The sequence below is a fragment of the Kribbella sp. NBC_00889 genome (genome assembly GCF_045207705.1).
Classification (GTDB): domain Bacteria; phylum Actinomycetota; class Actinomycetes; order Propionibacteriales; family Kribbellaceae; genus Kribbella.
On sequence record NZ_CP108783.1, the window covers coordinates 2,065,076 to 2,083,833 of the forward strand.

Below are 18,758 nucleotides of genomic sequence, written 5' to 3' on the forward strand. Positions count from 1 at the left end.
GTATCTCCCTAGCGGCGGGTTCCGACCGCCTCGAGATATTCGGCGCGGGCGGCAACGGTTCCGTCGTCCGCGTAGTCGAACGCTCGCGGTACGTCGGCGAGATCGCTGGCGAAATGGCGGTAGTCCTCGCCGTCCAGGCTGCCCGCGATGCGCGTGATCGGGCCGTAGAAGTCCATGAACCACTCGGCGAAGTGCTCCGGCGAGTGGTAGCGGAACACGTACTCGCGCTTGGTCAGCGCCGTCCACTCGACCCGGTCGCCGAACAGCTCGAACAAGTGCTCCTCGGCTCCCCACAGCGTGGCGGGCTGGACACCGGCGGGCGGCGGCGCCCACTTCGAGACGACCTTGAACAGCTGGCCGATCATCCCGGCCGGCGTCCAGGACGCGAGCGCGATCTTCCCGCCCGGCTTGGTGACCCGGACCAGTTCGTCCGCGGCCTGCTGATGGTTCGGCGCGAACATCACGCCAACGGTGCTCGCGACCAGGTCGAACGCCTTGTCAGGCAGCGGAAGGTTCTCCGCATCCCCCTCGGTGAACGTCACCGGCAGATGCTCCGCGACGGCCCGCTCACGCCCCTGCTCCAGCAGGTTCACGGCGTAGTCCACGCCGGTCGCCTCGGCGAAACGGCGCGCTGCCGCCATCGCCACATTCCCCTGACCGCACGCGACGTCGAGCACCTGTTGCCCGGCGCGCACATCGGCCGCCTCGACCAGGAGCTCGGCGATGATCTGCAACGTGTTGCCCACGCGTGGGTAGTCGCCGGTCTGCCAACCGGCCCGCTGCTTGTCCTTGATCGCCTCGAAATCCACGGCCGTACTCGTCATGTCTCTCCCCCTGGAAGTCACTACCACTTCGGAATCGTTTCCGGCCGCTGCGATGGCCGATACCGGACATCGAACTCGGTCACCGTGTGACGCGGCGTGTGACGACCACGACTAGGCCAACCGTGCGCCTGGTCACGCAGAGCAAAACATCGTTGTCAGAGGTTGGTATATCCACTGATCTGCGCATTCGATGACCGGGTTCCAACGTGGCGATGAACTCTTGCCAACGTTGTCAACGCTACTTATAGTCCGTCACACCTCTCGGTCGGTGATCGCCCTGTCCGCGCAATGAAAACGGAGGTGACTTTCGTCATGAACGAAACACCGCGTCCCCAGTTCGAAAATGTCGAAGAAGTCGTCCGCTATCAGCTGAGTCGGCGAAGTGTCGTCGGCGGAGGCGCCGCGGCGGCGATGACCGCCTTCCTGGCCGCCTGCTCCGGTGGCGGCGGCTCGTACTCCGACAAGCCCGCCGACAACAAGCCCGTCGCGACCAAGTCGATCCAGATCGGCAAGGCCAACATCCCGACACCGCGCGACCAGACCCTCATCGTCGGTCAGGTCGAGTACACGGTGTTCGACAGCTTCAACGGGATGATCCCGAACGGTACGCCGGGCGGTGCCGGCGTGGAGCTGGCGACCGAGCCGCTGTTCTTCCTCAGTTTCGCCACCGGCAAGCTCACGCCGTGGCTGGCGACGGAGTACAAGTACAACGACGACCACTCCGAGCTGACGATGAAGTTCGATCCGAAGGCCCACTGGAACGACGGCAAGCCGCTGGGCGCGAACGACTTCAAGTTCACCGTGATGCTGCTGAAGGACCGGCCCGACCTGTTCGGCGGCGGCGGTGACCTGAAGGAGTTCGTCAAGGACGTCGAGGTGACCGACGACCACACCGCGGTGGTCAAGCTACTCAAGCCGACGCCGCGGCTGCACTACAACTTCATCGCCGCGATCGCCGGTGCGCCGATCAACCTCATGCCCGAACACATCTGGAAGCCGCAGGACCCGACGAAGTACAAGGACAACCCGCCGGTGCGGTCCGGCCCGTACAAGCTGAAGCAGGCGATCCGGAACCAGAAGATGTTCGTCTGGGAGAAGGACCCGAACTACTGGAACAAGGACAAGCTCGACGTCAAGCCGCAGTACGTCGTCTTCCAGAGCACGTCCAAGCAGCTCGACCAGGCCTCGCTGGCGTTCGAGCGGGCCGAGTTCGACGTCGGCTCGGTCGACGAGCCGCACGCCAAACAACTGCGCAACACCGGCTACCCGAACCTGGTGACCACGCAGTTCCACGACCCGAACCCGCGGACGATCTGGCTGAACTGCGACCCGGCCCGCGGGGTGATGGCCGAGGAGAAGATGCGCTGGGCGATCAACTACTGCGTGGACCGGGAGAAGGTCGGCAAGTCCATCTGGCCGGTCGAGGTGCCGCCGGCGCAGTACCCGTGGGCGGACTACCCGACGAACGACAAGTGGAAGAACGACGATCTCGCGAACAAGTACAAGTTCGAGTTCAGTCCGGACAAGGCCACCAAGCTGCTGGACGAGATCGCGCCGAAGAACGCGGCCGGCAAGCGGACGTACAAGGGCAAGGAGATCAACCTCGAGATCATCACGGTCTCTCCGGTCGACGGCCCGGAGTACGCGATCGGGAACCTGCTGAAGACCGAGCTGGGCAAGGTCGGCGTGCCGGCCACGCTGCGCAGCCTGGCCGGCAGCGTGCACGACGAGAAGTTCCAGCGCGGTGAGTACGACATCGACTCCAACTGGGCCGGCTTCGCCATCGACCCCGAGCAGCTCTACACCGACTGGGAGAGCAGCAAGGCCCAGCCGGTCGGCAAGAACGCTGCCCAGAAGAACAAGATGCGGTTCCGGAACCCCGAGTTCGACGAGGTCTCCAAGAAGCTGGCCGGGATGGACCCGGAGAGCGAGGAGGCGAAGCCGCTGCTGGACAAGGCGCTGGAGATCTACTACCAGCAGTTGCCGCTGCTCCCGGTGATCCAGACCGGTTACCCGTCGTACTTCAACACGGCGTTCTGGAAGGACTGGCCGACGGACCAGGATCTCTACGAGGTACCGCTGAACTGGTGGCCGCACTTCATCTTCGTGCTCGGCAAGATCCAGGCCACCGGGCAGAAGGGACCCGCGTGACGGCGGAGGCCCCGCCCGCGGTAGCTGTCGACGAGAGCCAGGACTCCGCGCCCGTCTCGGGGGTGCGGGCCTGGCTGTCGCGACATCCGCTGGCGGCGTACGCGATCCGCCGGTTCGGGCTCTACCTGGTCGAGCTGTGGGGAGCGCTGACCATCGCGTTCTTCTTCTTCCGGCTGATGCCGGGTGACCCGATCCAGACGCTGATCCAGACCCTGCAGCAGAACTACATCTACAACCAGCAGGCGAGTGTCGAGATCATCACGCGCTACCGGCACGAGTTCGGTCTCGACGGCAATCTGTTCTCCCAGTACCTCAGATACATGCAGAAGCTGGTCCTGCACGGTGACATGGGGCCCTCGCTGATCAACTACCCGACCTCGGCGCAGACGGTCATCCTCAGATCGTTGCCCTGGACAATCGGTCTGCTCGGCATCTCCGCGGTGCTGGCCTGGATCTTCGGCGTCGTGATCGGCGCGGTCGCGGGCTGGCGTCGCGGCAAGCTCGGATCACGGATCGCGACCAACCTGTCGATCGCGCTGTCGCACGTGCCGTACTTCTTCGTCGCGCTGATCCTGGTGTACATCTTCGCGTACTCACTCGGAATGCTGCCGGCCAGATCGGCGTACGACTCCAACATCAGTCCGGGGATCACGCCGGAGTTCATCGGCAGTGTGCTCAAGTACGGGCTGTTGCCGGCGTTGTCCATCGTCGTGATCGGGACGTTCAGCTGGATCCTGTCCACCCGGATGCTGATGATCCCGATCCTCGGCGAGGACTACCTGGTGTACGCCGAGGCCAAGGGCCTGAAGGGCTCGCGGATCCTGACCCGGTACGCGCTGCGGAACTGCTACCTGCCGCAGATCACCGCGTTCGGTATCTCGCTCGGCTTCATCTTCAACGGCAACGTGCTCGTCGAGCAGCTGTTCAACTACCCGGGTCTCGGGACGACGCTGGTCACCGCGATCCAGCAGCTCGACTTCAACACGATCCTTGGGGTGACCAACATCGCGATCTTCTCGGTGCTGACTGCCGTCCTGATCCTCGACCTCCTGCTCCCGCTGCTCGATCCGCGGGTCAAGTACTGGAAGTGATCACGATGAGACTCCTGACAGCGGTACTGCGGACGATCCGGAACAGCCGGCGACTGGCCATCGGACTGGTGGTCCTCGTGCTGCTGGTGCTGCTGGCACTGTGCAGCCCGTTGATCGCGAAGGCCGTCGGTGGTGGCCAGGATCCGATCGAGTTGGCGGCGTACGAGAAGTGGCTGGTGCCGTCGTCACAGCACCTGCTCGGCACCGACCAGTTCGGCCGGGACGTGTTCGCGATGGTGGTGAAGGCGCTCTCGGTGTCGCTGCAGATCGGCGCCATCGCGGGCGTGATCTCGACCGTCGTCGGCGTGATCGTGGCGTTCGTGGCCGGGTACAAGGGCGGGTGGATCGACGGGGTGCTGTCGACGTTCACCGGGATTCTGCTGGTGATCCCGACGTTCCCACTGCTCATCGCGTTGTCGGCGTACGCCAAGAACGTCAGCCTGTTCCAGGTCGGCGTGATGATCTCGATCTTCTCCTGGCCGTTCGCGGCCAAGACGATCCGGTCGCAGGTGCTCAGTTTGCGATCGCGCCCGTACGTCGACCTCGCCAGAGTGAGCAAGTCCAGAGACGTGGAGATCATCGTCACCGAACTGCTGCCCAACCTGCTGCCGTTCATCGGCGTCGGATTCGCGTCGTCCGCCCTCGGTGCGATCTTCGGTCTGGTCGGTCTGGAGATCATCGGGCTCGGGCCCGGTGGGGTGATCGACCTCGGGCAGATCATCTTCAACGCGATCGGCACCGGTGCGCTGACGCTGGGCGCCTGGCCGATGTTCGTCGTACCGATCGTGTTGCTGACCTTGCTGTTCGCGGCGCTGAACATGGTCAACATCGGGCTGGAAGAGGTTTACAACCCGCGGCTGAGAGGAGTGGCCGGTGAGTGACTCCGTGCTCGAAGTGAAGGGCCTCGACGTCACGTACTCGACCAACCGCGGTGACGTGAAAGCCGTGCGCGGGCTGGATCTCGACGTACGGCGTGGCGAGATCCTCGGGATCGCGGGGGAGTCGGGCAGTGGCAAGAGCACCCTCGCGGTGGCGCTGCTCCGGCTGCTCAAGCCGCCCGGCAAGGTGACCGGGGGCTCGGTGAAGTTCTATCCGGGCGGCCGTTCACCGATCGACCTGCTGAAGGTGAACGGCGAGGAGCTTCGGGTACTGCGCTGGAGCGCGCTGTCCTATCTCCCGCAGGGATCGATGAGTTCGCTCAACCCGGTGATGCGGGTCCGGGACCAGTTCAAGGACGTGATCCTCGAGCACGCGCCCGGCCGCAGGGGCGAGGTCGACACGATGATCCCGCGGCTGCTCGGAGAGGTCGGGCTGGAGCCGCGGGTCGCGGGGATGTACCCGCACGAGCTGTCCGGCGGGATGAAACAGCGTGTCCTGATGGCGATCGCGGTCGCGCTGGAACCGGACCTGATGATCGCGGACGAGCCGACCACCGCGCTGGACGTGACGATCCAGCGGGTCATCCTGCAGTCGCTCGGCGACCTGCGCCGCGACTTCGGCGTGACGCTGATGGTGATCTCCCACGACATGGGAGTGCACGCGCAGCTGGCCGATCGGGTCGCGGTGATGTACGAGGGCCGGCTGGTCGAGGTCGGCGACGTACGCCAGGTGTTCAAGGACCCGCGGGATCCCTACACCCGGCAGCTGATCGAGTCGATCCCACGGCTAGGACGGAGGGCCTCGTGAAGTCCGAGCTCGAACTTCGTGGCGTACAGCAACGATTCCACGCGCGTGGCGTGGAAGGTGGTTACATCACCGCTGTCGATGACGTGAGCTTCACGCTCGCGGCCGAGCCGCCGCAGGTCGTCAGCCTGGTCGGCCAGAGCGGCAGCGGGAAGAGCACGATCGCCCGCAACGTGCTCGGCCTGCAGAAGCCGACCGAAGGCTCGGTGCTCTACGGCGGCAAGGACATCTTCAAGCTGAGCCGCTCCGAGTACGACGAGTACCGGCGCGACGTCCAGCCGGTGTTCCAGGACCCGTACGCGATCTTCAACCCGTTCTACCGGGTGGATCGGGTGCTGTGGAAGGCGGTGAAGAAGTTCGGGCTCACCAGCAGCCGATCCAAGGGACTGGAGCTGATCGAGGAGTCGTTGCGGGCGGTGCGGCTGGAGCCGGAGAACGTTCTCGGCCGGTATCCGCACCAGCTGTCCGGTGGCCAGCGGCAACGGATCATGCTGGCTCGGGTCCACATGCTGCGGCCGTCGTTCATCATCGCCGACGAACCGGTGTCGATGCTGGATGCCCAGGTGCGCAAGCACTTCCTGGACATCCTGCTCGACTTCCAGCGCGAGCACGGGATGACGACGCTGTTCATCACCCACGACCTGTCCACCGTCTACTACCTCGGCGGCGAGGTCATGGTGATCACCAAGGGCTCGATCGTCGAACGTGGCCCGGTCTCGACCGTGATGCACGAGCCGTCCCACCCGTACACGCAGCTTCTGCTCGACTCCATCCCTCAACCCGACCCCGACAACCGCTGGACCACCCGCATCAACGTCGACGCCGTTGAGGAGCTGGACGACACCACCCCGGCCGGCGCCACGAAGCCGGAAGTGCCCATCCTCTAGGCGGTGCGGCCTCTAGGCCGGTGCCGCCTCAATGACGTGATAGGCGAAGGGACGGCGGCTCAGGTAGACGCCGAGTGGGGTCTACCTGAGCCTCGCCGGGCTGGGCGTGCTTGCTTGAGGTCAGACGGTTTTGATGGCGGGGTCGCTGCGGCCTGGGGTGCCGGTTTCCACGTGGCCAGCGAGGCGGCGGGTGTACGTCGCGTCCGTCGTGGTGGTGACGGTTGCGTCGTACCAGTGCTCGGTGGTGTCGATGGTGTGGGTGGTCTTGCCCGGGCGGAGGTCGAGACGCTGGGGCTTGCCGCCGTACGCACTGGTGATGGTGACGCGGCAGGCGGTGTCGCTGGTCAGCGTGAGGTCGACGTTGCCGGTGCGGGCGTTCTCGCGGGCGGTGATCTCCAGACCGGTGGCGGGCTTGCCCTGGAAGGTGCGCAGGAAGCCGTTCGGTCCATGCACGGTCAGGTCGTAGACGCCGTTGGAGTAGATCGTGTTCCAGCTGTCCGCGATGCCCTTGCCGGCCTCGGTCGAGTAGGTCCACGGCCCGTCGGTCCGGTTCGCCGACGTGATCAGGAACTGCGCCCCGGCGTGCGCACCGGACCGGAAGCTCAGTGTGTATTTGCCACCGGCAACCGATCCGTCGACGACCGGTGCGTAGGGCAACGGCCGGGTACGGCGGGCGCCACGCTCCTGACCGGGGACGCGGCCGACCAACGGCGGCGTCGGCACGTAGTCCGGGTGCCGCTCGTTGTCCGGCGGCTCGTACGCCGAGGTGTCCGGCAACTGGGCCGGCCGGGAACTCGTCGTACCGAAATCGAAGGCCGACGTCAGGTCACCACAGATCGCCCGGCGCCATGGGGAGATGTTCGGCTCGTGGACGCCGAACCGGCGCTCCATGAACCGGATGATCGAGGTGTGGTCGAACACCTCCGAGCAGGTGAAGCCGCCGGTGCTCCACGGCGACACGACCAGCATCGGCACCCGCTGACCGAGACCGTACGCACCGTGCGAGACCTGCGTGCCGGTGTACAGGTCGGGCGCCGGATCGACGGTCGACAGACCCTGCGCCGCGGACAGCGGCGGGTACGGCGGAACGGTGTGGTCGAAGAAGCCGTCGTTCTCGTCGTACGTGATGAACAATGCGGTCTTGCTCCACACCTCCGGGTTCGAGGTGAGCGCGTCGAGGACCTGGGAGATGTACCAGGCGCCGTAGTTCGCCGGCCAGTTCGGGTGTTCGGTGAACGCCTTCGGCGCCGCGATCCAGGAGATCTCGGGCAACCGGTCCGCCTTAACATCGGCCGTCAACCGGGCGAACAGGCTCTCGCCGGCCTTCGCGTTCGTGCCCGTGCGCGCCTTGTCGTACAAGGGGTTCCCGGGCTGGGCGTTGCGGTAGTTGTTGAAGTACAGCAGCGAGTTGTCGCCGTAGTTGCCGCGGTAGGCGTCGTCGATCCAGCCCCAGCCGCCGGCCGCGTCGAGCCCGTCGCCGATGTCCTGGTAGATCTTCCACGAGACCCCGGCCTGCTCGAGCCGTTCCGGGTACGTCGTCCAGCCGTAGCCGGCCTCGTCGTTCCCGAGGACCGGGCCGCCACCGGTGCCGTCGTTCCCGGTATACCCGGTCCACATGTAGTACCGGTTCGGGTCGGTCGAACCCATGAACGAGCAGTGGTACGCGTCGCACAGGGTGAACTTGTCGGCGAGCGCGTAGTGGAACGGGATGTCCTCGCGGGTCAGGTAGGCCATCGTGGTCGCGGTCTTGGCCGGGATCCACTGGTCGTACTTGCCGTTGTTCACCGCCTGGTGCGCGTCGGACCAGCTGTGCGCGAGGTCCTGGATGAACTGCAGGCCCAGGTTGTCCGCCTCGGGCCGGAACGGGAGGATCTCCTTCCCGGCGCCGTCGGTCTGGTGCCACACGGGCTTGCCGCTGGGCAGCGTCACCGGCCGCGGATCGCCGAAGCCGCGGACGCCCTTGAGAGTGCCGAAGTAGTGGTCGAACGAGCGGTTCTCCTGCATCAGGACGACGATGTGCTCGACGTCCTTGATGTCACCGAACCGGCGGTGCGCGGGGATCGCGGCGGCCTGCTCGATGCTGTTGGCCATCGCGGCGAACGCGGCGGACGCACCGGCGAGCTGCAGGAACCTGCGGCGGTTGATGTCTGGCATGCCTGCTCTCCTTGTGGGCGGAGGGGACGGATGGAGGGTTCAGCACCAGCACGGCATCGCAGGCACCCTAGCTTGAACGATTAACCGACGGAAGATGAACTTTGCTGCTCCGTTCCCGTCGGTTCCAAACCGTCCTGCGCGTTCAAGGGGTGGCCCGATGCGGTCGATGGATTGCCCCTTACGGGCAACGGGCGGAGACTGGACTGGCGCGGCCTGGGGGACTCGGGGCAGGGGGCTGCGATGGGTGGGCGGGCGCTCGCTGGGGGCGCCGGAACACGGGCGGAGCAGGAGCGGCTCCGAGGGCAGCTCGCGGCCCTGACCGACCAGTTCGCCGCTGCCAACGAGGTCCTCTCCGCCGTCGGCCGCTCCGCCGGAGACCCGGACACGGTCCTCACCACCGTGGTCGAGAGTGCGTGCCGGCTGTGCCGATCGCAGGCCGCCCAGCTCTACCTGCTCGAAGGCGGGAACTTCCAGCTGAGCAAGGCGGTCGGGCTGTCGGCCGAGGCGACTCGCTACCTGATCGAGCATCCGACGCCGGTCGACCGGGGCACGTTGATCGGCCGGGTCGGCCTCGATCGCGCGACTCAGCAGATCCCCGACGTTCTCGCGGATCCGGCGTACGGGCGTCAGGACCTCCAGCGGCTGGCCGGGTTCCGGACCACGATGGGAGCGCCGATGCTCGTCGACGACGAGGTGGTCGGCGCACTGGCCGTCTGGCGTAACGAGGTCAGCCCCTTCGGCCAGGGCGAGCAGGATCTCGTCACCGCGTTCGCCGGGCAGGCGGCGATGGCGGTGAACAGCGTCAAGCTCGTCCAGCAACTCGAGGCGCGGGGCGCGGAGCTGACCCGCAGGCTCGGTGAGCTGGAGGCGTTGCGCGAGGTCGGGGAAGCGGTCAACTCCAGTCTCGACGTGGCGAACGTATTGTCGACAATCGCCAAGCACGCGGTCCGGATCTCCGCGACCGACGGCGGCTCGATCATGGAGTACGACGACGACGCGCAGTGCTTCCTGGTCCGCAGCGTCTACCAGACCGCTCCGAGCGTGATCGAGCGGCTGCGCGATACCCGCATCCATCTCGACGAGACTCTGGTCGGTCGGGCGGCCAAGCTCGGCCGGCCCTTGGCGGTGCCCGACCTGAGCGCGGTCGAGCGCGACCCGCATCTGGAGGTTCTGTACGACGCCGGCTGGCGCTCGCTGGTCGCCGTACCGATGCTGCGCGAGGGACAGATCGTCGGTTCACTGGTGGTCCGCCGGATGCGGCCGGGCGAGTTCGCCGAGGAGACGCTGACGTTGCTGGAGATGTTCGCGGATCAGTCGACGCTCGCCCTGCTGAACGCGCAGCTCTACCGCGAGCTGAAGCGGCGCAGCGCGGAGCTCGAGGTCGCGAGCCGGCACAAGTCGGAGTTCCTCGCCAGCATGTCCCACGAGCTCCGTACGCCGCTGAACGCCGTCCTCGGGTTCTCCGAAGTCCTGCTGGAGCGCATGTTCGGCGACCTGAACGAACGCCAGGAGGAGTACCTGCGCGACATCCACGGCTCGGGCAAGCACCTGCTCGAACTGCTGAACGAGATCCTCGACCTGTCCAAGGTCGAGGCCGGCCGGATGGAGCTGGAGTACTCGACCTTCCCGCTGCGCCGCGTGCTCGACAACACCGCGTCGATGCTGCGCGAACGGGCGGCCGCGCACGGCATCGAGCTGCACGTCGAGGTCGGTCCGGGCATCGACCAGGTGTACGCCGACGAGCTCCGGCTGAAGCAGGTCGTGCTGAACCTGGCGACCAACGCGGTGAAGTTCACCGGCGCCGACGGAGCGGTTGTGATCCGGGCGACGCGGTCCGGGGCCGAGGTCCACATCGCCGTCACCGACACCGGCCGCGGCGTACCGCCGGAGGACCGGGAGCGGATCTTCGAGTCGTTCCAGCAGGGCGGCCGCGGCCCGTCGCAGGAGGAGGGCACCGGCCTCGGGCTGACGCTGTCGCGCCGGATCGTCGAACTGCTCGGCGGGCGGATGTGGCTGGACAGCGAGGTCGGGGTCGGCAGCACGTTCGGATTCTCGTTGCGGAGCAGGGAGAGCGACCCGGGGCGGGACACGGCCCGGACCGTCGGCGACGTGGTCGTGATCGAGGACGACCGTCCGTCGCTCGACCTGATCACGGCGTACCTGTCCGGTGCCGCGCTGCGGGTGACGGTGGCCGGCGACGGCCAGTCCGGACTGGACGCCGTACGCCGGGTGCGGCCCGCCGTGGTCCTGCTGGACATCCGGCTGCCGGGGATCGACGGCTGGGCCGTGCTGCAGGCGCTGAAGGCCGAGGCGGAGACCCGCGACATCCCGGTGATCATCGTGTCGATTGTCGACGAACGGACCCGAGGCACGCAGCTCGGTGCCGCCGCCTATCTGGTCAAGCCGGTGAGCCGGGACGCGTTGCTCCAGGCCTTGCGGGCAGTGGGAGCCGTCGCGGGAGACGAGGGGGAGGATCGATGAGTCCAGGACTGATTCTGGTGGTGGAGGACAACCCGAAGAACCTGAAGCTGTTGCGCGACGTGCTGCGGTTCTCCGGCTACGACGTGATCGAGGCGACCTCTGGTGAGGACGGTGTCCGGCTGGCCGAGTCCGAGCAACCGGACCTGATCCTGATGGATCTGCAGCTGCCCGGGATCGACGGTGCCGAGGCCCTGCGCCGGATCCGTGCGAGCGAACACAGTCGCGCCGTACCGGTCGTCGCGGTGACCGCGTTCGCGATGGACCACGATCGGGAGCACGCGTTCGCGTCGGGCTTCACGGGGTACGTCGAGAAGCCGATCAGCGTCCGCCTCCTGCCACAGCAAGTCCGGGACTTCCTCCAGCTCGGAGGTGCACGATGACCAAGGTGCTCGTGGTCGACGACCAACCACCGAACGTACGACTGCTGGAGGCGATCCTCGCACCGCGCGGGTACGACGTCCTCACCGCGTCATCGGGGGATCAGGCGCTGGAGGTGATCGCGGCCGAGGACGTCGACCTCGTGCTGCTCGACATCCTGATGCCCGGGATCGACGGCTACGAGGTGTGCCGCCGGATCCGCGACCAGGTGGACACGGCGTACCTGCCGGTGGTGATGGTCACGGCCAGCGGCGACGAGCAGAAGGTGAAGGCGCTCGAGGCCGGCGCCGACGACTTCCTGACCAAACCGGTCAACCAGAGCGAACTGCTGGCCAGGGTCGCCTCGCTGGCGAGGATCAAGGACTATCAGGACACGATCAAGCGCCAGGCGTCGGAGTTGTCGGCGTGGAACCAGGAACTGGAGTCGCGGGTCGAGAGCCAGGTCTCGCAACTGCAGCGGATGAACCGGCTGCGTCGCTTCCTCAGCCCGCAGTTGGCCGAGCTGATCGTGGACTCCGGCGACGAGTCGTTCCTGGCCAGCCACCGGCGCGAGATCGTGGTGGTCTTCTGCGACTTGCGCGGCTTCACCACGTTCGCCGAGGCGAGCGAACCGGAGGAGGTGATGGGCGTGCTGGAGGAGTACCACCACGCGCTCGGTGACCTGATCTTCCGGTTCGAGGGAACGCTGGAACGGTTCGCGGGCGACGGCTTGATGGTGTTCTTCAACGACCCGGTGCGCTGCGAGGACGGACCGCTGCGCGCTCTGCGGATGAGCGTCGCGATGCGTACCAGGGTCCGTGGACTGGCCGAGGCGTGGAGCCGTCGCGGGCACGACCTCGGGCTCGGCATCGGGATCGCCCAGGGCTACGCGACGCTCGGCACGATCGGGTTCGACGGGCGGCTGGACTACGCCGCGATCGGCAGCGTGACCAACCTGGCCGCGCGGCTGTGCGCCGATGCCGAGGCATGGCAGATCCTCGCTACCGAACGGGTCTACAGCGCCGCCGGCAACGCGGTCATCGGCGAGGACGCCGGGCTGCGGGAGGTCCGCGGTTTCAGCCGGACCGTGCACGCATACAGCATTCGCGGTCTCGACAACTCCAAGGTCGCGTCATGACCGGCGACCTGTGGACCGCTCCGGGTGAGGCGGCTCGTGGCCTGTCCACACTGACCGAGGACGAGCGGTACCAGTACTTCGACCAGTTGCAGTCGCGGATGGCCGGGGTGTGGGAGGCGATGCGGCTCAACCACGACGACGAGTCGGTGGTCGTCGTACCGTCGCTGACGCTGGATCGGACCGAGTCGGCCGGGACCGGGACGATGATGCAGGCCTACGAGGAACGGTTCCTGTTCCTGCTGATCCTGTTGCGGGAGCCGCGGCTGCGGATGATCTACGTGACCTCGGTACCGATCGCGCCCGAGATCATCGAGTACTACCTGGCGCTGCTGCCCGGCGTGATCCCGAGTCATGCGCGGGCCCGGCTGTCGCTGATCGCGGTGAACGACGCCACGCCGATCTCGCTCAGCGAGAAGCTGCTGGCTCGGCCGCGGCTGCTCCAGCGGCTCGCCGACCTCATCCCCAATCCGATGCGTTCGCACCTGATTCCCTACAACACCACCGAGCTCGAGCGTGACGTCGCGATCAGCCTCGGCATTCCGATGTACGCCGCCGATCCACGGCTGGCTCCACTGGGTTCGAAGTCCGGGTGCCGCCGGATGTTCGCCGAGATCGGGGTACCGCATCCGCTCGGGGCGGAGAACCTGCGCACCCTCGATGACATCGCCGACGCACTGCTGGCGATGCGGGCCGAACGGCCCACGATGGACAGCGCGATCGTGAAGCTCAACGAAGGTGTGTCCGGCGAGGGCAACGCGGTCGTGCGGCTGAAGGGTTTGCCCGCGCCTGGGTCAGCGGGGGAGCGCGACGAGGTGCTGGAACGACTGCGGGCGATGGAGCTGGAGTCGCAGAAGATGCCGTTCGAGACGTACGTCGCCAAGTTCGCGGAGAACGGTGGCATCGTCGAGGAGCGGATCGTCGGTACGGAGTTGCAGAGTCCGAGCGTGCAACTGCGAGTCGTGCCCGGCGGTGCCGTCGAGATGTTGTCGACGCACGACCAACTGCTCGGCGGAGCGAGCGGCCAGAGCTATCTGGGGTGCATCTTCCCGGCAGCGCCGGAGTACGCGCGGATCATCTCCGAACACGCCGCGACGATCGGGCGGCGGCTGGCGAGTGAAGGAGCACTCGGGCGATTCGCGATCGACTTCGTCGTGGTCAAGGACGAGCTCGGCGGCTGGACGCCGTACGCAATCGAACTGAACCTGCGCAAGGGCGGGACGACACATCCGTTCCTCACGCTGCAGTACCTCACCGACGGGCGCTACGACCCTCGGACTGCGCTGTTCCTGACGTCGACCGGCCAGGAGAAACATCTGGTCGCGACCGATCACCTGGAGTCGGAACTGCTGAAGGGCCTGATGCCCGCGGATCTGTTCGACATCGTCGCGCGGCACGGGCTGCACTTCGACCAGGCTCGGCAGGTCGGCGTGGTGTTCCACATGATCAGCTGCCTGACCGAGAAGGGCCGGCTCGGGATGACCGCTGTGGGCGACACTCCGGCCGAGGCGGATCGCCGGTACCGTGATGCTTCCCGCATCGTGCTGGCGGAGGCCGAGCAGGCCTTCGTGGAGCGTCCCCTCCCGATCTGAGAGGTTCGATGGAGCGAGTCTGGTACGTCGCCTACGGTTCCAACCTCGCGCTCGACCGCTTCCGCTGCTACCTGGCCGGTGGTCGCCCGGCCGGCGGGATGCGGGTGTATCCGGGCTGCCGGGATCACAGCGATCCCGAGCAGATCGCGGGCGTCGACGTACCCGGGCGGCTTCTCTTCGCCGGGGCCTCCAAGGTCTGGGGCGGCGGGTCCGCCTTCTACGAACCGGCCGGGCCAGGCCGTGTCGCCGGACGTGCGTACCTGCTGACTTCGGGCCAGCTCGGCGACGTCGCCGCGCAGGAGATGCGTCGCGAGCCGGGCGGTCCGTTCGCCCGCGACCTCGCCGGCCTCCTGGCCAACGTCGAGTCCCTCCACACCATGGGTCCGGGCCGCTACGAAACCGTCGCCCGCCTCGGCGAACGCGACGGCCTTCCGATGTTCACCGTCACCCACGGAAACGCTTCAGACCTGGACCCGGTCGCCCCCACAGCGCCGTACCTGCGATGGATAGCCACCGGCCTGACCGAATCCCACGGCTGGACCACACCGCGGATCGTCGACTACCTGTACGCCGCGCCGGGCGTCCACTTGTCGTGGACGCCCGACGCACTGACCGACCTGTTTACCGCTTGATAGCGACGCAGGTGGCGGTGGACTGCTTGGTGGGGTCGCTTTCGGAGGTGGCGGTGAGAGTGATCTTGGCGAGTGGAGCGGTGCCGGCCTCGGCATAGACCGGGACGTTCACGTGCTGGCGGGCGTTGGCAGTGGCCAGGGCGTTGGGCAGCTGGACGTTCCAGTTCTTGCCGTCGACCTTCACGGACATGCGGTACACATCGCCCTTGAGGTACGACGTGACGTCCTCGGGGTGCTGTGCTCCGGTGCCGGCCATGCCGGTGTTGGTGAGTGAGAAGTTGCAGGTCTGGACGCCGCCCTGGCCCGGCTTGGCGACCGTGGGCAGGACCCGGACACCACGCTTCTGCGGGCCGGCGCCGTCGAGCGAGCGGATCGCGACCGTGTAGGACAGGACGCCCTTGCTGTCGTGGTGGATGTTGGTGATGTAGAAGTGCAGCCGGTTGGCGGTGTCGGTGTACTCGTACTCGCTGCCGGAGTTCGTACCCGCGTGGAACAGGGCGTCGGACAGCTGACGGTAGTCGCCGATGGTGATCGGTACCTCGGTGCCGTCGGGCAGCACGTAGTCGGTCATCTTGATGTCCTGCGGGTTCGCGTCGACGACCCACTCGAACGGCGCCCGGTCCTGGTTTTTGGTCTTCGCCAGCAGGACCCCGGAGTCGGGCGTGAACGAGTCGGTGCCCATCCGGTCGACCACCTCGACCGTGTAGTTCTGGTAGCCGCGGCCGTCGCACAACGCGTCGGTGTTCACGTCACAGGGCGGTGCCAGATCGCCGGCGCCGCCGAGCTCGATGTTGACCCCGGACAGGCCCTTTGCTCCCGGCTCGACGGACCGCGCGGTGACGTCGGCGACCACGACACCGGACGAGGCGAGGGCTTCGCGGGACAGCCGGAGCACATTCTGCTCGTCGACCATCTCGAGCTTCAGCTTGTTCCGCAGCATGTGTTGCGCGCCCATCGAGGCGCCACCCGTGGCCGGGATCATCCACCGGCTGTGTGGTCCGCCGGGACCGTTGAAGCTGCCGCGGCTGAGCATCTCCCAGATCCCGGTGTACGCGCGTCTCGGTGGTACGCCGTACGGATTGTTGTAGTTGTCGCCGATCCCCAGGATGTGGCTGAACTCGTGTGCGAAGACCGCCATCCCGGAGCTCTCGGCCTGGGTCGACGAACCGCCGCCGGCGTTCGGCCAGATCGAGGCGCCGGCAGCCCACGAGGTCCAGTCGACGTACCGGGTGTCCGACCAGTTCGGCAAAGCCGGGTCGGGCGGGCCGAAGTCGTCGGTGACGTCCTCCTTGTTCGGGAACTTCATCATCCCGAACTCCTGCCAGGTGGACGATTCGTCCTGCCCGGCGCTGAGGAAGAACACGAAGTCGAACCCGGCCGGGACCTCGGGCCCCTGGTCGGCGACCCACGCGGCGCGGCCGTCGGCGCGGATGTCCTTCGTGCAGTCGTCACCGGCCGGGCAGGCGGAGTCGCCCTGGAACTCCATCGCGTACTCGTGCGACTTGCCCGGCATTCGGTACGGACCGAACGCGGTCAGGTCGACGCCGTACCGGCCGCCGGAGTCCTCCATCCAGTACTCGTGCAGGGTGTGTCCGTGGTTCAGCGCGCTGGGGGTGTTGAGGAAGTTCTTGTAGAACTGTGCGACCTGGTCCCGCGGTACGCCGTTCGCCTCGGCGCTCGGGTTGCCGAACGGCGTGGAGCCCTTCGGCTTGGTGATGACGAAGTCCTGGTTCGGGTAGTCGACCAGCACCAGCGCACCCTTGAACGTCCGCGCCGATCCCGGCACCGCGGGATCGGCCCAGTTCGTCCCGGGCGGCTTGCGGTAGTCGTTCCAGGTCATGTGGTCGGGGTTCTCCCAGTTCTGCGGATCGATCGGCCCGGGCAGGCCGTCCTTCGCCGTGGTGGCGATCCGCTGTTCCGGCCCGGCCGTGCCCGACTCCTGCCACGGTTGCTTCTGTGGCCAGTGCGGGTACTGCCAGGCGTTCGCGGGATCCGGGGGAGCGGTGGCGTCCGGCGCGGCGAGCGCGAGACTCGGCACCGAGACAGCAGCGAGTACGGCGACCAGCCGCACAACGACAAGACGGTATTTCCGTAGCTCAGACACGGGCGGGCATCCGATCAACGAGTGGGCGGGACAGCCATGAGCATGCCTTGGCGACACCCCTGACGACAACAGGTGAGATCACTGTATACAGTATGGAGTGAAGTGGTTAGCCTGGGCGCTTGCGTCGACTGTGGATGGAGGACCCATGTATTCAGTCACCGACCCGGCCACGGGTGTGCTGATCGAGGAAGTCGCGAACTCGACGGACGAACAGGTGCGGGAGTCGATCGGGCGGGTGCACTCCGGCTATCCGGGGTGGCGACGCCGGACCGTCGAGGAGCGGGCCGCGATCGTGGCGCGCGCCGCGGATCTGTTCGAACAGCGGAGCGACGAGCTGGCCGCGACCATGACGCAGGAGATGGGCAAGCGGATCAACGAGGGCCGCGGCGAGGTCGGCATCGTGGTCGACATCTTCCGGTACTACGCCGCGAACGGACCGGCGTTGCTGGCGGACGAACCGCTGGACATCAGGGGCGGACAGGCGGTCATCACGAAGGGCCCGATCGGCGCGCTGCTCGGGATCATGCCGTGGAACTTCCCGTGCTACCAGGTGGCCCGGTTCGTCGCGCCGAACCTGGTGCTCGGCAACACCATCCTGCTCAAGCACGCGTCGATCTGCCCGCGCTCGGGTCGCGCGATCGAGGAGATCCTGCGGGCGGCCGGCGTACCGGACGACGTGTACGTGAACACGTTCGCGTCCAGCCGGCAGATCCCGGCGATCCTGGCCGACCCGCGGATCGTGGGCGTCTCGCTGACCGGCAGCGAGCAGGCCGGTGTGTCGGTCGCCGCCGAAGCCGGTAAGAACCTGAAGAAGACCGTGCTCGAGCTCGGCGGGTCCGACCCGCTGATCGTGCTCGACACCGCCGACATGGACGAAACCGTCAACGCGACCGCCACAGCCCGGATGCGGAACTGCGGTCAGTCCTGCAACGCGCCGAAGCGGATGATCGTGCTCGCCGACATCTACGACGAGTACGTCGACCGCCTGACCAAGCGCGTCGCCGAGTACTACGTCCCCGGCGACCCCGCCGACCCGGAGACGAAGCTGCCGCCGCTCGCCTCCGATGCGGCCGCGGACGAGGTCGCGGGCCAGGTGGCGAAGGCGGTCGAGCAGGGCGCGACCCTGCGCACCGGCGGCCGGCGGATCACCCCGGGCGCGTTCCTCGAGGCGACTGTGCTGACCGACGTCACGCCGGAGATGGACGCGTACTACGAGGAGATCTTCGGGCCGGTGGTGATCGTGTTCAAGGCCGGGACCGAGGCTGAGGCGATCGCCCTCGCGAACGACACGCCGTTCGGTCTCGGCGCCTCGGTCTGGGGCACCGACAACGAGCGCTCCCGGCGCGTCGCCGAACAGATCGAGGCCGGCATGGTCTACCTGAACCGGGCCGGCGGTTCCCAGGCCGACCTCCCGTTCGGAGGCATCAAGCGCTCCGGCATGGGCCGCGAACTCGGGCCGGCCGGCATCGAGGAGTTCATGAACAAGAAGTCCATCCGCCTGTAGCCGGCAGGCCATCCAGTTGTAGGTGGCAGGAAGGGGACACGGCACCGCGGCGGCCGGCAGAACGCACTTCGACTCCGACTTCTACGTGCCGTCCACGGAGTACGTGACCCCGACCAGCGCCAACGTGCAGGCCGCCTTCCAGCCGGTGGTCGTCCGGCCGTGA

General features: G+C 67.1%; 15 protein-coding genes. 12 read left to right on the forward strand and 3 right to left on the reverse strand.

Translation table 11 applies throughout. The features are described from left to right. Nucleotides 1-8 precede the first annotated feature (8 nt). Nucleotides 9-824 (reverse strand): class I SAM-dependent methyltransferase, encoded by an 816-nt coding sequence (locus tag OG817_RS10115; protein WP_406053423.1) that lies wholly within the window; start codon nucleotides 822-824, stop codon nucleotides 9-11. 312 nt (nucleotides 825-1,136) lie between these two features. Here OG817_RS10115 and OG817_RS10120 point away from each other — a divergent pair, with 312 nt between their 5' ends. From OG817_RS10120 to OG817_RS10140, 5 genes are read left to right on the forward strand one after another with little or no spacing between them, the layout of a single operon-like run. Beyond that, entirely contained in the window at nucleotides 1,137-2,975 is a 1,839-nt protein-coding gene (locus tag OG817_RS10120) for an ABC transporter substrate-binding protein (protein WP_360443608.1), read from the forward strand. Beyond that, on the forward strand, nucleotides 2,972-4,066 hold the full coding sequence (locus OG817_RS10125; RefSeq protein WP_396393287.1) for an ABC transporter permease: 1,095 nt from the start codon (nucleotides 2,972-2,974) through the stop codon (nucleotides 4,064-4,066). Before OG817_RS10120 ends, OG817_RS10125 begins: the two co-directional genes overlap by 4 nt. A 5-nt stretch (nucleotides 4,067-4,071) precedes the next feature. After that, nucleotides 4,072-4,947, forward strand: coding sequence for an ABC transporter permease (locus tag OG817_RS10130; protein ID WP_396393288.1), 876 nt, complete (start codon nucleotides 4,072-4,074; stop codon nucleotides 4,945-4,947). After that, nucleotides 4,940-5,752, forward strand: coding sequence for an ABC transporter ATP-binding protein (locus OG817_RS10135; protein WP_396393289.1), 813 nt, complete (start codon nucleotides 4,940-4,942; stop codon nucleotides 5,750-5,752). Before OG817_RS10130 ends, OG817_RS10135 begins: the two co-directional genes overlap by 8 nt. Continuing rightward, a complete protein-coding gene (locus tag OG817_RS10140; RefSeq protein WP_406053427.1) occupies nucleotides 5,749-6,636 on the forward strand; it encodes an ABC transporter ATP-binding protein in 888 nt (295 codons plus the stop codon). The genes OG817_RS10135 and OG817_RS10140 overlap by 4 nt, the downstream gene beginning before the upstream one ends. A gap of 120 nt (nucleotides 6,637-6,756) precedes the next feature. Here the strand turns inward: OG817_RS10140 and OG817_RS10145 are convergent, their stop codons facing one another. Next, complete coding sequence (locus OG817_RS10145; RefSeq protein ID WP_406053429.1) at nucleotides 6,757-8,790, reverse strand: phosphocholine-specific phospholipase C; 2,034 nt, start codon at nucleotides 8,788-8,790, stop codon at nucleotides 6,757-6,759. A 240-nt stretch (nucleotides 8,791-9,030) separates the two neighbouring features. On the opposite strand from OG817_RS10145, the gene OG817_RS10150 reads away from it, so the two are divergent. Genes OG817_RS10150 through OG817_RS10170 form a run of 5 tightly spaced genes read left to right on the forward strand, consistent with a single transcriptional unit; the run spans nucleotide 9,031 to nucleotide 14,987 of the window. Further along, a complete protein-coding gene (locus OG817_RS10150) occupies nucleotides 9,031-11,271 on the forward strand; it encodes a GAF domain-containing protein (protein WP_406053431.1) in 2,241 nt (746 codons plus the stop codon). Further along, entirely contained in the window at nucleotides 11,268-11,651 is a 384-nt protein-coding gene (locus tag OG817_RS10155) for a response regulator (protein WP_360443575.1), read from the forward strand. Before OG817_RS10150 ends, OG817_RS10155 begins: the two co-directional genes overlap by 4 nt. Next, nucleotides 11,648-12,766: an adenylate/guanylate cyclase domain-containing protein gene (locus OG817_RS10160; protein ID WP_406053433.1), complete on the forward strand. Its 1,119-nt coding sequence runs from the start codon at nucleotides 11,648-11,650 to the stop codon at nucleotides 12,764-12,766. The genes OG817_RS10155 and OG817_RS10160 overlap by 4 nt, the downstream gene beginning before the upstream one ends. Beyond that, nucleotides 12,763-14,355, forward strand: coding sequence for a peptide ligase PGM1-related protein (locus tag OG817_RS10165; RefSeq protein WP_406053435.1), 1,593 nt, complete (start codon nucleotides 12,763-12,765; stop codon nucleotides 14,353-14,355). The genes OG817_RS10160 and OG817_RS10165 overlap by 4 nt, the downstream gene beginning before the upstream one ends. Nucleotides 14,356-14,363: 8 nt before the next feature. Then, nucleotides 14,364-14,987 (forward strand): histone deacetylase, encoded by a 624-nt coding sequence (locus OG817_RS10170; RefSeq protein WP_406053437.1) that lies wholly within the window; start codon nucleotides 14,364-14,366, stop codon nucleotides 14,985-14,987. On the opposite strand, the gene OG817_RS10175 is transcribed toward OG817_RS10170, so the two are convergent. Continuing rightward, entirely contained in the window at nucleotides 14,977-17,091 is a 2,115-nt protein-coding gene (locus OG817_RS10175) for a M6 family metalloprotease domain-containing protein (protein WP_406053439.1), read from the reverse strand. The genes OG817_RS10170 and OG817_RS10175 overlap by 11 nt on opposite strands. 145 nt (nucleotides 17,092-17,236) lie before the next feature. Between OG817_RS10175 and OG817_RS10180 the strand changes: the two genes are divergently transcribed. Both OG817_RS10180 and OG817_RS10185 read left to right on the forward strand, forming a co-directional pair. After that, nucleotides 17,237-18,595, forward strand: a complete 1,359-nt coding sequence (locus OG817_RS10180) for an NAD-dependent succinate-semialdehyde dehydrogenase (protein ID WP_406053441.1) — start codon at nucleotides 17,237-17,239, stop codon at nucleotides 18,593-18,595. 22 nt (nucleotides 18,596-18,617) lie between these two features. After that, entirely contained in the window at nucleotides 18,618-18,758 is a 141-nt protein-coding gene (locus OG817_RS10185; protein ID WP_406053443.1) for a hypothetical protein, read from the forward strand.

Coding starts and splice junctions, on each gene's coding strand:
- OG817_RS10115 (WP_406053423.1), bottom strand. CDS start 824: ATGACGAGTACGGCCGTGGATTTCGAGGCGATCAAGGACAAGCAGCGG.
- OG817_RS10120 (WP_360443608.1), top strand. CDS start 1,137: ATGAACGAAACACCGCGTCCCCAGTTCGAAAATGTCGAAGAAGTCGTC.
- OG817_RS10130 (WP_396393288.1), top strand. CDS start 4,072: ATGAGACTCCTGACAGCGGTACTGCGGACGATCCGGAACAGCCGGCGA.
- OG817_RS10145 (WP_406053429.1), bottom strand. CDS start 8,790: ATGCCAGACATCAACCGCCGCAGGTTCCTGCAGCTCGCCGGTGCGTCC.
- OG817_RS10150 (WP_406053431.1), top strand. CDS start 9,031: ATGGGTGGGCGGGCGCTCGCTGGGGGCGCCGGAACACGGGCGGAGCAG.
- OG817_RS10155 (WP_360443575.1), top strand. CDS start 11,268: ATGAGTCCAGGACTGATTCTGGTGGTGGAGGACAACCCGAAGAACCTG.
- OG817_RS10160 (WP_406053433.1), top strand. CDS start 11,648: ATGACCAAGGTGCTCGTGGTCGACGACCAACCACCGAACGTACGACTG.
- OG817_RS10165 (WP_406053435.1), top strand. CDS start 12,763: ATGACCGGCGACCTGTGGACCGCTCCGGGTGAGGCGGCTCGTGGCCTG.
- OG817_RS10170 (WP_406053437.1), top strand. CDS start 14,364: ATGGAGCGAGTCTGGTACGTCGCCTACGGTTCCAACCTCGCGCTCGAC.
- OG817_RS10180 (WP_406053441.1), top strand. CDS start 17,237: ATGTATTCAGTCACCGACCCGGCCACGGGTGTGCTGATCGAGGAAGTC.